General features: G+C 46.6%; 7 protein-coding genes. 4 read left to right on the top strand and 3 right to left on the bottom strand.

Annotated features, from left to right (window positions below):
* Positions 1-123: 123 nt before the first annotated feature.
* The 3 genes from ACESOH_RS11190 to ACESOH_RS11180 all read right to left on the bottom strand — a co-directional run bounded on the left by ACESOH_RS11190 (position 124) and on the right by ACESOH_RS11180 (position 12,311).
* A complete protein-coding gene (locus ACESOH_RS11190) occupies positions 124-8,649 on the bottom strand; it encodes a two-partner secretion domain-containing protein (protein WP_373101229.1) in 8,526 nt (2,841 codons plus the stop codon).
* A 17-nt stretch (positions 8,650-8,666) separates the two neighbouring features.
* A complete protein-coding gene (locus ACESOH_RS11185; protein ID WP_373101228.1) occupies positions 8,667-10,361 on the bottom strand; it encodes a ShlB/FhaC/HecB family hemolysin secretion/activation protein in 1,695 nt (564 codons plus the stop codon).
* Between the two features lie 450 nt (positions 10,362-10,811).
* Positions 10,812-12,311: a helicase HerA-like domain-containing protein gene (locus tag ACESOH_RS11180; RefSeq protein WP_373101227.1), complete on the bottom strand. Its 1,500-nt coding sequence runs from the start codon at positions 12,309-12,311 to the stop codon at positions 10,812-10,814.
* A 173-nt stretch (positions 12,312-12,484) separates the two neighbouring features.
* Here ACESOH_RS11180 and ACESOH_RS11175 point away from each other — a divergent pair, with 173 nt between their 5' ends.
* The 4 genes from ACESOH_RS11175 (at position 12,485) to gltS (ending at position 15,644) form a co-directional block, all read left to right on the top strand.
* A complete protein-coding gene (locus ACESOH_RS11175; RefSeq protein ID WP_373101226.1) occupies positions 12,485-12,997 on the top strand; it encodes a YchJ family protein in 513 nt (170 codons plus the stop codon).
* Positions 12,973-13,827, top strand: coding sequence for a virulence factor BrkB family protein (locus ACESOH_RS11170; protein WP_373101225.1), 855 nt, complete (start codon positions 12,973-12,975; stop codon positions 13,825-13,827). Before ACESOH_RS11175 ends, ACESOH_RS11170 begins: the two co-directional genes overlap by 25 nt.
* Entirely contained in the window at positions 13,824-14,258 is a 435-nt protein-coding gene (dtd, locus tag ACESOH_RS11165) for a D-aminoacyl-tRNA deacylase (protein WP_032093475.1), read from the top strand. The genes ACESOH_RS11170 and dtd overlap by 4 nt, the downstream gene beginning before the upstream one ends.
* Positions 14,259-14,435: 177 nt before the next feature.
* Positions 14,436-15,644, top strand: coding sequence for a sodium/glutamate symporter (gltS, locus tag ACESOH_RS11160; protein WP_032093474.1), 1,209 nt, complete (start codon positions 14,436-14,438; stop codon positions 15,642-15,644).
* Positions 15,645-15,742: the final 98 nt, after the last annotated feature.

Raw genomic sequence — 15,742 nt, 5'->3', positions numbered from 1 at the left:
AAAAGATGGGTTAACACTTGTTACGGTGTTAACCCATTTTTTACTGCGACTTTCCGGCAAGGCATCTGTCAAAAGTGCGGTGCTTTTTTGCACTGTTTTTCAATATGCCTTGAGAGCTCCTTTTTATGGAAGTTCAGGTAAAGCTCGTTTTGCTTTTAATTTATATTCTAAATTAGTTTTTAATGTTGTATCCGGAATCTCCTCATAAATCGGCTCGTCGGCAGATTTCGCTCTCGGTTTAGTCGCGTTTTTATCGCCGACTTGGCTATAAGTGCCTTGCGGAATTTCTTCGTAAATCGGCTCGTCAGCAGATTTCGATCTCGGCTTAGCCGATGGTTTCGTACGCTTATTCACCTTACTGTATATTGCTTCCTGAGAAGAACGATACTTAGCCGCGTTTTTATCGCCGACTTGGCTATAAATGTCTTGCGGAATTTCTTCATAAATCGGCTCGTCGGCGGATTTTGATCTCGGTTTGGCCGATGGTTTCGCGCTCTTGTTCACCGTGCTATAGACCGCTTCCTGAGAAGAAGACTGTTTCGCTACGTTTTTATCGCCGACTTCACTATAAATCGGTTCGTCGGCAGATTTTGATCTTGGCTTAGACGCGTTTTTATCCCCGACTTGGCTATAGGTGCCTTGTGGGATTTCTTCATAAATCGGCTCGTCGGCGGATTTTGATCTCGGCTTAGACGCGTTTTTATCCCCAACTTGGCTATAAGTGCTTTGCGGGATTTCTTCGTAAATCGGCTCCTCAGCAGACTTCGATCTCGGCTTAGCCGCGTTTTTATCCCCAACTTTGCTGTAAATGCTCTGTGGGATTTCTTCATAAATCAGCTCATCAGCAGATTTCGATCTTGGTTTAGCCGCGTTTTTATCCCCAACTTTGCTGTAAATGCTCTGTGGGATTTCTTCATAAATCGGTTCATCGGCAGATTTCGATCTCGGTTTAGCCGCATTTTTATCCCCAACTTGGCTGTAAATGCTTTGTGGGATTTCTTCGTAAATCGGCTCATCGGCAGATTTCGATCTAGGTTTTGCCGCGTTTTTATCCCCGACTTGGCTGTAAGTGCCTTGCGGGATTTCTTCGTAAATCGGCTCATCGGCAGATTTCGCTCTCGGTTTAGCCGCGTTTTTATCACCGACTTGGCTATAAGTGCCTTGCGGGATTTCTTCGTAAATCGGCTCGTTGGCAGATTTCGATCTTGGTTTAGCCGCATTTTTATCCCCGACTTGGCTATAAGTGCCTTGCGGGATTTCTTCGTAAATTGGTTCATCGGCAGATTTCGATCTTGGTTTAGCCGCATTTTTATCCCCAACTTTGCTGTAAATGCTTTGTGGGATTTCTTCATAAATCGGCTCGTCGGCAGATTTCGATCTCGGTTTAGACGCGTTTTTATCACCGACTTGACTGTAAATCGCTTCGTCCGCCGATTTCGATCTCGGTTTGGTCGATGGTTTCGCGCTCTTATTCACCGTGCTATAGACCGCTTCCTGAGAAGAAGACTGTTTCGCTGCGTTTTTATCGCCGATTTCACTATAAATCGGTTCGTCGGCAGATTTTGATCTCGGTTTGGTCGATGGTTTCGCGCTCTTATTCACCGTGCTATAGACCGCTTCCTGAGAAGAAGAGTGTTTAGCTGCGTTTTTATCGCCGACTTCACTGTAAATCGGCTCGTCGGCAGATTTCGATCTCGGTTTAGCCGCGTTTTTATCCCCGACTTTGCTGTAAATACTCTGCGGGATTTCTTCATAAATCGGCTCGTCAGCAGATTTCGATCTCGGTTTAGCCGCATTTTTATCCCCAACTTGGCTGTAAGTGCCTTGCGGGATTTCTTCATAAATCGGTTCATCGGCAGAGTTTGATCTCGGTTTAGCCGCGTTTTTATCACCGACTTGGCTATAAGTGCCTTGCGGGATTTCTTCGTAAATCGGCTCGTTGGCAGATTTCGATCTTGGTTTAGACGCGTTTTTATCACCGACTTGACTGTAAATCGCTTCGTCCGCCGATTTCGATCTCGGTTTGGTCGATGGTTTTGCGCTTTTATTCACCGTGCTATAGACCGCTTCCTGAGAAGAAGACTGTTTTGCGGCGTTTTTATCGCCGATTTCACTATAAATCGGCTCATCGGCGGATTTCGATCTTGGTTTCGACGCATTTTTATCGCCGACTTGACTATAAATCGGTTCGTCGACAGATTTCGATCTCGATTTAGCCGCGTTTTTATCTCCGACTTGACTGTAAATCGCGTCATCAGCCGATTTTGATCTCGGTTTGGCCGATGGTTTTGCGCTCTTATTCACCGTGCTATAGACCGCTTCCTGAGAAGAACGGTGTTGAGCCGCCTGATCTCCGGTGCCTTGCGGCGTTTCTTCATGAGCAGGATTTTCTGTATGTTGTTTTAATTTTTGCGCCTTCTCGATTCCTTTTTTAGCCATATTAGTAATATCTAATGTCTCAAATTGGAATTTAGTGCTGGCATATTTATCATTACGTTGAATACTTTTCGATTTTGATAAATCCTGATTTATCGGCGTATCACTCTGCTGGTTTGTCTTAACGCCCGCAATAGTGGACTGCTGAGTCGCTTCATAGTGAAGTTGTTCCGAACGACTTCCGCGAATATCCAGCTGTTTTACGCCATCTTTGTTTGCGCCAATAGTCGCACCGAATTTACCGCCATCTTTATGGTGGGAGTCCTTAAGATTCTGATGCGTTATTTTACCTTTGATTTCTAAATCATTGCTGTTGCTTTCGTCAACGATATAGCCGGCTTTTAAATTCACGTCATTAAGCGTACCGCTGATATGTTTGGCTTTAATGCCGGATTGCTCGTTGACTTTGTGGCTTTCCTCTTTTTCTTTACCGATGTTGGCGCCGAAGCTTCCGCTCGGTTTACCAAAGCCGGCCGAACTGACTGACGCGCCGACAGAAGCGGATAAATCAAAATGGTTGTGATCACGTTTGTAGGAATCCTGTTTGGATTCGATATTGGTTTTACCTTTTATATCCGTGATGTATTTATCCGCCTCGATATTTCCTCCGGAAAGATTAAAATCGCCGTCGGAGTTGATTTCGATGCGTTTACCTTTTAATTTACTGTTCTGGTAGGTGATCGCCTGTTCTTTGGTATTACCGGTACTCATTTCAAATTTTGCACTGGCACCGGCGGCACAACCTTGCGCCGCAATACCGCAGGCCGCGCTGATTCCCAGCGAGAATTTCTGACTTTCCGATTGTTCACTTTCAGTGCGTCTGGTTTCGCCCGCATTAACGTTCACATTACCTTTTGCGTTGATCGTAAGATCGGTCGTTTCTTTATTGCTTTCAACATTATTGAAAGTTGCGTCACCGCTGCGCGCGGTAAAGGTTAATTTACCATTTAAGGTGTTTTTGTTATCGGAAACTTCATGGGATTCGCTGTATTTTTTGGAATACCCGATTTGCGCTTTGACCGAACCGCCGACTAAATCGCCGGTGACTAAATTAGCCACATCGCTTGCATATTGCAATGCAGCGGTCGCATCTTGTTTAATGCCTTTTTTGCTATCTCGAACCTGTTTTGCGATATTGGCCGCCGCATCCAGTGCCGAGGAATGCGCTTCCGCGGTCATCCCTAAGGAAAATTTCGATGATTCGTGGGTTTTATCAATCTCATTTTTTTGCTTGGTGGATAAAATTCTGTCCGCAGACAGTTTAAAGCCGGCTTTTTCTTCTTTGGCCGCGATGTCTTTTTGTGCCTCAAAGAAACTTTCGTCTTTTTCCGCCATAAGATTTGCCACTTCTTCATCCGATAATTTTTTAAATGCCGGATTGTCTTTTTTCTGCGGATTTTTAACCGCACTTTTCGCCTTCGGTTGTGGTTTTAAGGCGTCATCTTTTTCGGTTTTTTCACTCGGCGTGGCCGGCGTCGATTTATTAATATCCAGACCGCCGATATCCAAATCCTTTTGAATATGTAAATGACCGCTCTTGGCATCTAATTCACTGTTGGAGTGCTGTAGTTTGGTTTCTGTGGTTTTCGTTCTGGTGAACGAAAGACCGTATTCCGCACTGGCACCCGCACCGTTAGAACGTCCCGCTGCCGTTGTGGCGCCGTTTTCCTGATCGACCGATGCGGACGCACCGTAACCAAAACCATTGATTTCAGCGCTGCCATAGTTTTGGGCGAGGTTTTTCTCCGTTTCGCTGTGCGAAAGGTTTTTACCGCCTTTGGCGACATAGTGGCCCTGTACAATCCCGGTTGTGCGGTTGGTTTTGATTTTGCTGCCTTCCTGACTGACATTACCGGCCACGGCAAGATGTAAATGATCAAATTCAGCCTTTGAACCCACCGATTTTGCGGTGTAATTATCTTCGGAGATCCCGCCGGCGAGAGAACCGTTCAGCCCGTTATCTGATGGAATCGTTGTCGATTTATGCGAACTCTGTGTTTCATGGGTATCTTTCACATTGAGATCTTTGGTTCTGACATAACCGGATTTCGCTTTGACATCGGCGCCTTTCAGGTCAACATTACTATCAAGATCGGTTTCCAGATGCAGATGTTTGTCGCTCTTGATTTTTGATTTTTCAACCGTAGTGTTGCCTTTATCATCCACATAGGTTTTCGCGGTGGATTCAATGCCTTTATGCCCTTTAAGTTTTAATTTATCCTGCGCCTGAATTGATCCCTGATTTTTGATTTTGTTTTCCGCTTCAATATTGATCTTATTGCCTGAGATTGAGCCGGCGTTTTCAACCTGTTTGGTTTTTAACTCGGCTTCTCTGGCTTTAATCAATGCGGTATCAAAACCTTTATATTTCGCAGCGTCTTCTAAAGTCTGTTTCGCAAAATAGACCTGCGGTACATAGACTTCTTTTCCGTTTACCGTGGATTTGACATACCAGACAATATCTTCTTTCAGATTGTCCTGCTGTTCTTTGGTTAATGCCTGACCTAAGGTCAGATGAAGATCTTTCGCGCTATGATAGGCATTGTCCATTAACCGTTTTACCAGCTGAACGTTAGTTAAGTTGTATTTGAGCGCCAAGTGATTATCGACTTTCTTCTCAATCGTGCGGGTAATCAATTGGTGTTCGAAATACGCGTCCCCGACCGTGTTTACTTTGCCGCTTTCCGTTTTCGGTGCGATTTTATTAAAGAAATAGTTACCGCCGACATAGTCTTTCTGGTTAATGTATTTCATCCGGGTGTGGTAAAGCGGATCCACATCAACGCGCGGACGGTTTTTTTGTTCCGGAATTTCACGTTGTTTGGCGAATTCTTCCGCTTTTTTACGCGCTTCTTCCAGTTTTTTCTTATATTCCTCTAATTTACGCAACTGCTCCTCTTGCTCTTTTCGCTGTTTTTCAAGCTGAGCCTGTTTTTCCGCGTCAAGTTTTTGTTGCAGGGCTTCCTGCTCTTTTTTGTGTTTTTCCGCAAGCGCTTTCAGCTCTTCTTCGTGTTGTTTGCGATTTTGAGTTTCTTTTTCAGCCTGTAATTTCCGTTCAAGTGCTTCTTTTTCCTGACGTTGTTTCTCTTGCAGGGCGTGTAAGGCGTCTTCACGTTTTTTACGTTCTAAGGCTTCTTGCTGCGCTTTTTCTTTTTGTTTTTGCGCTTCAAGTTCTTTATGCCGTTTTTCCGCCTGTAATTTTTCCTGACGGGCTTGTTCAAGCTCACGTTCTAACCGCTGGCGTTTTTCTTCCTCCGATTCCTGCAATAATTTATCGTCATCCTGATCATGCGGCGTAGGCTGATGTTTAGGTTTTTCTAATTGCAATGAACGATCGATAAATAAATTCGGGTTGGCCAGTAATTCCGCCAGCACGGAAAGATCAATGCCGCTGTGTTGCTCCGCCTCGGCAATAAAAGATTTAAACTGCGGTGCCGGAATATCCAGTTTATGCTTACCGACGTTGATTTCGTTGTTAAATTCACCGTTTTCCGCCCGCTCACCATTACGCAGTAAATCTGCGCTGCCGGTAATGTTATCGGCTAAAATTTTGGCCTGTTCCGCCGGATAGAAGTGAAGCGCAGGGGTTTTGCCTTCTTTGGTTCGCTGCCAGTTTCTGGCCAGCGTGTCCATGGATTGCCCTTCCCAGTTTTGGCCGAGCGCTGCGGTCAGCACTTGTTGCAGTTGAGGATGCTCAAGGGATTTGAGCAGTTTAAATACTTGATCTCTTTCACTGGTATATAGTCCGGTATGTAGCGCGTATTTTTGGCTTAGCACATAGTCGATCATTTCGAATAAATTGTGAAATTCTTTGATGGCTTCTCCGGCTAATGCGGTACCAAACAAATTAAACTTCGGATAGAACGACAAGAGCGCACGCGAAGGTTGCTTTAAATAATCCACAATGGTTTTATCCACCGATTTCATATTATTAATAATCTGCTTCGTGCCGTTATTTTCAAAGGTGCCGCGAATATTAATAATACCGTGGTTGATAATACCGGCATCGGCATGGCTGGAATCCTTTTGATTAAAGGTCAGCCCGCCTTCGGAACGGATTTTGCCTAAGTGCGATGCTTGCAAATCATTTTTAAATTCCGGAAGGTAACTCCAGAAACGGTAAACGCCGGTCCAGGTTCTGCCATAATGGTTATGTATTTTATCTTGCTGTTTTCCGATTACCGACACATCATTCTTGTTGAGGATAACATCATTCAGTAAGCGTTGGGCGCTGATAGTCAGCTTACGTTTTGCCAGAATATCACCGGCATTATAAACCTGATCATGGGCATCAAGCGCCATGTCACCTTCGGAATGGAATACGCCGCCGGCATTATTAATAATATTGCCTTGCTCCGAGGTTAATGCTAAGCGTTCCCGTGCGCCTAATAAGCCACTGTTATTAATATTATTGGTAATGTTTAACGACAGTTGTTTACCGCTGGCTAACACCCCGTCATTGGAAAATTCATGACCGTGCAGGTTCAGGCTACCTTCGGTTTGCAGATCGGCTTTATTATTAATATGCAGACGATTGGCGGAAAACGTTAACGTCCCTTTTGCCTGTGGTAATTGATGTAAGGCGGAAAAATAATTGGTCTTGTCTTTAAACGTGAGTGTCGCATTTTCCAGACTTTGAATCGTACCGCTGTTCTGGAAGCCGTTTTTTTGCTGTTCGAATTTATGTTTTAACTTATCCAGATCAAAACCGTGCAGTTTTCCGCCCGCAATTAAGGCGTCCGCGGCCATTCCTTTGGTGGCGATATACAAGTCTTTTTGCGCAAGGATCGTATCGCGATTAATTAAACGGTCAACATCAATGTTACCGTACCGGCTTGAGACGGAACCGTTATTTTCTAACTCGTGTCCTTTCACCGTAAGACGCGTGGCGGTGACTTTCGCTTTGGCCGCAACGGTTGTGGTATTACTGTGGATATCGACTTGCGGGCCGGCAATCTTCGCATTTTCTTTGACCTGAACGGTGTTGGCCCGCGTAATATTGACGGTTTTTGCGCTGACTTTCGCATTAGTGTCTACCGTTACGTTTTTACTGTCCAGCCGGATGTTTTTATCGGAGTTTAATGTACCAGTAACGGAAAATGCTTGACTGCCTTCGGCATAAATATTGCCTTTGGACTGAATCGTATTGATTTCTACCTTGCCGGCTTTATTATTCAGGGCAATATCCGATTCGGACAGAATAATGCCTTTATGGTTGACGCCCGCACCGCTATCGGTGGTGATCAGTTGAATATGGTTACCATACATGGCGCCGGCTTCGCTGCCGCTGATGGCGACCTCGTTAGAGGTGTCGTTTTTGGCGGTCAGCTTGCTGTCTCTTACGTTAAATTCGCTGGAACCCGCCGCCAAGGTAATATTGGCCTGCTGCGCATCCTTTGATTCTTTTGCATGACGAATCGCACCTTTTTGTTCAATTTTTTTGGCTACGATATCTAAATATTTCAGCCCGTCGGTTGCCAGACCGTCTTCGTCAATGGTGACTTTCCCGCGTGTAACCGAAAGATTAACGCCGTTTTCTGGTTTAGCCACTTCACTGGTAGAAACCACAAAACGATCGGTGTTGAAAGTTTGTACGCCGTTAATATTAATACCGTTCGGGTTAACAAGCAGCAAATCCGCTTTATCACCGAAAACTTCCAGACCGCCGCGGATTTTACTCATTTCGCTTCCGGTCACCTGTGTCAGAATGGCTTTGGCGCTTTGTTTATCAAAGTTTTGGTTTTTTTCTAAGTGACCGACTAAATAGGAATTTCCCTCTTTCAGGCTATTGTTAAAAACAGAACCGTTTTCGACGTTAAATTTACTGAAATGGTTATCGGATATACCGTCATTTCCCGGTTTGGCGACATCGACGATCAGTACTTTATTCTCGGTATATTTAATTTTCGTATTGTGATTATTCGGATCCAGCACCGCACCTTGTTCGGCGAAAGCGGCCGGAGATAATACAGTCAGCAACAGTAAAGACACCCGTTTGCTTTTAAGCATATCGACCGTTTTAATCGGGTTCAAATAAGCGGCGACAAAATCGGATAAGGATGATTTGCGATATTCGGGTGCTTGTTGTACGGTTTTTTTATCCGATTCTTTGGCTTTTGAGGTACTGCCTAAGGCAGATTTAATATATTCGGCAACAGGAATTAAACAACAGCGGGTTTTACTGAAAATTAATTTATAACGGTTTTTGTTCATGGTCGGCTCTCTTTTAATTAAAATGTCATTGACGCGTTTACATAGTAAACATGGTTATTTTTATTGTGTTTGATATTTTTTATCGGTTTAGCATAGCTAAATGAAATGGCGGCATTTTTTATTGTTGCTTTTGCGCCTAAAGCGAAGCCTGCAAGGGTTTCGTTGCGTTTCGGTAAACGCTGGTAGTTGCGCCCGAAATCAATACCTAAAAACGGTTTGATCTGCGTTAAGTAGCTTTTTTGCGGATAAAAAGGCATATCCAGCGTCTGCGATAAGTAATAGCCTTTATCGCCGGAACTTATCCCGCCTTTAAATCCTCTTACCGTATATTCGTCACCAATGGAAAACTGCTCGTCCGAATAGACGCTGTAAGGCGAATATTGTGCGCCGAAGCGAATCTGATAATTGAAAGGACGTTTGGCAAAGAGCAACGGTTTATACCAGCTTAAGGTGGCGGATACACTTTTCAGCGTTTTTTCGCCGTTTCTCGTATAAGCCAGACTATCCGAATGGAACCAGTTCAACCCGTTCGCGTAAGACACATCGCCGTAAAACTGCCCGTTAAATAAACCGGTAATATAGGATAATCCGACGGTGAGCTTATTGTGGTGGTAGTTATTGACTCGTCTTGCGCCGATGTAATTTCTGCGCTTTTTAAATTCGACTTCCGTGTAGGCGGAAAGAATGGATTCCCGGTTACGCATTAATAAGCGCGTCAGTTTCGCCGACGCGGTTTTTACCGTACCACGGGATGAGTAGCGGTGCCGGCCGATTAATTCTTTTTCATTATCCGCCTGCGACACCTTGAGATCCAAAGTGTAAAAAGAAAACGGCTGACTATACAGCAACGCGTAATTTTGTTGACCGTTACGTTTGCGGTCTTTATAAAAACGATAACCGCTAGAGAAATTCCAGCTGTCATTGGTGCCGAATAAATCGCTCCAGGCCAAATTTAAGGTTGCCTGATTGCGCCCGTTGGCGTTATTTCCGGTGCCGGAATTATTCAGCCCGACGGTTAACCGCGGCAGGCGCTTTCTTTGCACCTGAATATCTAAATTCGAATAAGCCGGTTTTTGATCGGCGATAACGTTGATTTTGGCGGATTTATTGACCGTATTTAAGCTCTCGACCAATTGATCGATGTCGTAAATATTAAAGATCTTATCGCGAAGATTCGGTAACACCGCAACCATCGCTTTATCTTTAAAGCGTTGCGGTTGTTCGCCGTTCACATAATAGTCGTTCACCAATCCCCAATGTACGACAAACGCCAGATTGCCCTCGGAAGGCGCATCTTTTAAACCGATGGCGCTGGTGACATAACCGGCCTGATACAGCACGTCGGTCAACGCTTTCACCAATTCGAACACTTGCTTGGTCGTCAGCGGTTTGCCCTCATAATCGGCAATGGTTTCGCTGAAATCCAAAGGGATATTCCGCCCCTGCAAATCAATGCTGATGGATGTAATGCGCGGCGCCGTGCTATCGTTTTCGTTTTCCTGCCCGGCGGCGCGTTTAGGCGCGCTGTCATCCGAGCGGCGCAAAAACTGTTCGGCTCTTTTTAAGCCTTCGTTGACCTGATTAAACTGTTGTTGATTTTTTAATTGTTGTAATTCCTGAGTCAGCGAATCATCAACCGCGTGAGCCGAAAAGGCGGTGCCAAGTCCGGCGCATAATAGCGCATAAGTCAGCTTATTTATTGTTATTTTCATAAGAATGGTGTTAAGTATTTAGTAATAAAAGATAAAGCAGAGTATTTTTTTATTAAAAAAAAAGTTGCCGAATTATACTTAACAAAAACCTTATTGAAAATGAGGGTAATTATTTTTATAAAATAATTATTTCATAATGACGGATGATTATGCGGAATAAATAGCCATTAATCCGGTAAAATGTGATCTTGACGAGAAGTTATAGAATGTAACTAATTGTTAATATTGATTATTTTTATTTTTGCTTAATGAATTACCTGCTTATACTGGTCGGATCTCTGATAGCCGTTTATTTCAACAACATTTTTTTCACTGTTAAATTATTCTGCCGCCAATTAACGGTCTGCGTAGAGGTAAATATTCAGGGATAAGAACAGGCGAAAAATAAAGTGCGGTCAAAATTCTGCTAATTTTTTGACCGCACTTTTATGGCGGATAATGAAAAACGCACTATTTTTTTAAGGCGCCTAAAATGCCGCGCATAATCTGTTTGGTGATTTGATTACGGATGTTGCGTCCGACGGATTTCGCCACCCCGCTGACGACTTGCTCGGTGATCGTCAGCTGTTCGCCTTTTTTCTTGCTGCCGAACAGCATGCGGTTGAGACGATTCATCAGCCCGTTTTCTTCTTCCGCCTGTGCCTGTTCGGCCTGTTTTTGCGCGACGGCGGCAAGATCCGCCTGTTGTTGTAGGGTTTCGAAAGCAGAAATATTGTCCACATCATCGCGGTAAAACGCGTACAGATCATCGTCTTTCACCCAAGCCTCGCGCTGCGCTTCGCTAATCGGTTTGAGCTGGCTTTTCGGCGGATAAATAGAGGCGATTTCCACCGGTGTCGGCATGCCTTTTTCATCTAAAAAGGAGACCAGCGCCTGCCCCACGGCCAGCGTGGAAATGGCTTGCGCGACATCTACCTGCGGATTGGCGCGAAAGGTCTCGGCGGCGGCTTTCACCGCTTTCTGATCGCGCGGAGTGAAGGCGCGCAGGGCATGCTGAACCCGGTTGCCGAGCTGTCCCAGTACGCTGTCGGGTAAATCCAGCGGATTTTGGGTGACAAAGTAAATGCCGACGCCTTTGGAGCGAATCAGGCGTACCACCTGTTCCACTTTTTCCACCAGCACGCTCGGCGCGCCGTCAAATAACAAATGGGCTTCATCAAAAAACATCACGAATTTCGGCTTATCCGGATCGCCCACTTCCGGCAGGCGCTCGAACAATTCCGCCATGAGCCATAATAAAAAGGCGCTGTACATGCGCGGCGAGTTGATCAGGGTTTCCGCATTCAACACATTGATGACGCCTTTGCCGTCGCGGGTTTGCAGCCAGTCGTCCAGATTCAGCGTCGGTTCGCCGAATAAATTGGTGGCGCCCTGATTTTCCAGCGTCAGCAGCGCACGCTGAATGGCGCCGACGCTGGCAGCGGAGACATTGCCGTATTCCAATTGAAAGGTTTTGGCGTTTTCCGCCACATATTTCAGCATGGCGCGCAGATCTTTCAGGTCGATCAGCAACAGGCCTTTATCGTCGGCGACGCGGAACACCAGATTCAGCAGGCCTTCCTGCGTGTCGTTAAGATTGAGCAGGCGGGCCAGCAACAGCGGCCCCATTTCTGAAATCGTGGTGCGCAGCGGAATGCCGGTGGTGCCGAAAACATCCCAAAAAGACACCGGATAGCCGCTCAAATAGCTCTCGCCGCCCAGTTGAAAGCGCTCAATACGTTCGGCAATTTTGCCCTGTAATTCGCCGGCCTGCACCAGACCGGACAAATCGCCTTTGACATCCGCCAGAAAAACCGGCACGCCGTCGTCGCTGAAGGCTTCCGCCATTTTGCGTAAGCTGACGGTTTTGCCGGTACCGGTGGCGCCGGCAATCAGACCGTGGCGGTTCGCCATTTTGGCGGTAATGCCCAATACCTGCCCCTGTTCGGTTTGTGCCAATGAATATTGCATAAAATTGTCCTTATATTGCGGAGGGAAATCGTGGTGAAATAATAAGGAAAAAATAAAGTGCGGTCAAAAAATAACGTGTTTTGCGGCGATAAAGGTGGGCGAACGGGGGATTTTTTATTAATATACCGATAATATTATCTCTTATCAGCTTGAATAACTTGAACAATTAAATAATGAATCGCGCTGAAACAACACAAAAAACCACCGCACTTTGTCCCTGTCAGTCGGGCGAAAATTATGCCGATTGCTGCGCGCCGTTGCATTTAGGCGCGCGCGATGCGGAAAACGCCGAGCGGCTGATGCGTTCCCGTTACGCGGCGTTCGTGCGGCGGGATATCGACTATATCGTGCGCACCACGGTGCCGAGCCAGCAGCCGTTGCTGGATACGGCGGCATTGCGCCGCTGGGCGGAAAATACCCGTTGGCTCGGGTTGCAGATTATTGACTGTCAGCCGCATCTGAGCGCACGGCACAGTGCGGTGGAATTTCACGCCGTTTTCGCCGCCGGGCAGGCTCGGCAGGTTCATCACGAAAAATCCTTGTTCGTGCGGATTGGCGAGCGCTGGTATTTTGCCGATCCGACGGTTGCGCTGCCGGCGATGAAACAGCCTTGTATTTGCGGTTCGGAGAAAAAATTCAAACATTGTTGCGGGGAATTGTTATGTCGCTTTTATTCGAACGTCTGACGCTGTTTTTCAAACTGTTCTGGTACCGTTTTAATCAGAATAAACTGACGCAGGCGGCGGGTTATTTAACTTACAGTACGATGCTGGCGCTGGTGCCGCTGATTATGGTGGTGTTTTCCATTTTTTCCGCTTTTCCGGTGTTTAACGAGGTGACCGGTGAGCTGAAACTGTTTATTTTTAATAATTTCGCCCCGCAGGCCAGTGATGTGGTGGGCGAGTATCTCGATCAGTTCGTTACCAATTCCAAACAAATGAGCGCGGTGGGGATTATCAGTCTGATTGTGGTCGCGCTGATGCTGATCAATTCCATTGATCGCACGCTGAATTCGATCTGGCGTGACAGCACGGTGCGTCCGCTGATGTTTTCTTTCGCCATTTACTGGCTGATTCTGACGCTGGGCCCGCTGATGATGGCGACCAGCATTTTTCTCAGTGCGATGACTAAAGAAATGCTGACGACGACATTCACTCTGCCGTTCGGCATCAGCTCGCTGAGTGCGGCGGCGTTTTTTTTGACTTGGTTTATTTTTACGCTGATTTATACCGTGGTGCCGAATAAAAAAGTCAGCATTCGTCATTCGGCGGCGGGAGCGCTGGTGGCGGCGATATTCTTTACGCTGGGCAAGCAGGCTTTTGCCTGGTATATCAAAACGTTTCCGTCTTATCAGCTGATTTACGGCGCGATGGCGACGCTGCCGATTATGCTGCTGTGGATCCAGCTCAGCTGGATTGCGATTCTGCTCGGCGCGCAGCTGTCTGCGGTGCTGGCGGATATGCGGCGCTTAAAACGCGGCGAGTTGGATTTTAAACAGATTGAGGAGCAACAATGATCGCATTAATTCAGCGTGTGACGCAGGCGAAAGTGACAATCGGCGGCGAGACGGTCGGGCAAATCGGCACAGGGTTGCTGGTGCTGCTGGGTGTGGAAAAGGACGATGATCAGACCAAAGCGGATCGCCTGCTGGATAAGGTGCTGAATTACCGACTGTTCGCCGATGCGGCGGGAAAAATGAATCTGAATGTGCAGCAAATCGGCGGCGCGTTGCTGGTCGTTTCTCAGTTTACGCTGGCGGCGGATACGCAAAAAGGGTTGCGGCCGAGCTTTTCAAAAGGGGCGGCGCCGGAAACGGCGCACCGGTTGTATGATTATTTTGTGCAAAAGTGCGGTGAAAAAATTACCGTTTCCAGCGGTGAATTTGCCGCCGATATGCAGGTCAGCCTGACCAATGACGGGCCGGTCACTTTCTGGCTGAACGTATAAAACCCGGCTTTATATCCTGCCGTTATAGCGAAAATGCGGTTTTTCTGTTATATTTTCCGCCTTTTTTAGCGGATAAACGCTTTTATCCGCTGCGTTTTAGGTGTATTTTAAGCGTGAAATACCCTTTCTGTTCCGGATAATACCGCACTGTCCGGCATAATAATTAAAGAGGAAAATATGAATTTTGATACTTATGAAACGCTGGCCCTTGCCTGCCTTGTTCTGTTGCTCGGTTATTTTTTAGTAAAACGCATTCATTTATTAAATCATTACAATATTCCGGAACCGGTCGTCGGCGGCTTTATCGTGGCGATTGCGCTCACATTCGTGCACCAGATGTGGGGCGTCAGTTTCGGTTTTGATACGGATTTACAGCGTAATATGATGCTGGTGTTTTTCAGCTCCATCGGTTTAAGCGCGAACTTTGCCCGTCTGGTTAAGGGCGGTAAACCGCTGGTGGTCTTTCTGTTTGTGGCGGCGGGGCTGATTGCGCTACAGAATCTGGTCGGGGTGTTCGGTTCGATGTTGCTGGGGCTGGATCCCGCCTATGGATTAATCGCCGGTTCGGTCACACTAACCGGCGGTCACGGTACCGGTGCGGCATGGGCGGAGGATTTAACCGCGCGTTTCGGCATTCAGGGCGCGATGGAACTGGCGATGGCCTGCGCCACCTTCGGGCTGGTGTTCGGTGGGATTATCGGCGGCCCGGTAGCCAGTTTTTTACTGAAACGGTTACATAAAGAAGAAGTGCCGGAAGACGAAAACGTGGACGATGTAGAAGAAGCTTTCGAAAAACCGGTTTATCGCCGTAAAATCAATACCCGTTCGGTGATTGAAACCATTACCATGTTGTCGATTTGTCTGTTCGTGGGACAACATTTGGATATGTGGACAAAAGGTAGTGCGTTCCAGCTGCCGACGTTCGTCTGGTGTCTGTTTGTCGGGGTAATTATCCGCAATACGTTGGCGCACCTTTTCAAATTTAAAGTGGCGGATGCCGCCATTGACGTCTTAGGTACGGTCGGGCTGTCAATTTTCCTTGCCATCGCACTGATGTCGTTAAAACTGTGGGAGCTGGCGGATCTGGCGCTGCCGATTTTTGTGCTGTTGATCGTGCAGGTGGTGGTGATGGCGCTGTATGCCGTGGTGGTAACCTACCGCGCGATGGGGAAAGATTATGATGCCATCGTGCTGAGCGCCGGGCATTGCGGTTTCGGTCTGGGCGCCACACCGACCGCGGTGGCGAATATGCAGGCGGTCACGTCCCATTATGGCCCGTCGCACAAAGCTTTCTTAATCGTGCCGATGGTCGGCGCGTTCTTCATTGATTTATTAAACGCCAGCTTATTGAAAGTGTTTGTCGAAGTGGCGGCCTTTTTCCATTAAGTTTGATTACACTGTCTGAAAACCGGGTCGATGCCCGGTTTTTGCGTTTATATAGTCTTTGGTTATAGCAAAGATAATTTTATTCTTTAAACCGACCG

The organism is Necropsobacter rosorum (assembly GCF_964241405.1).
Classification (GTDB): Bacteria; Pseudomonadota; Gammaproteobacteria; order Enterobacterales; family Pasteurellaceae; genus Necropsobacter; species Necropsobacter rosorum.
The sequence above is the reverse complement of the archived record's forward strand: the minus strand, read 5'-3'. Positions and strand labels throughout refer to the sequence as shown.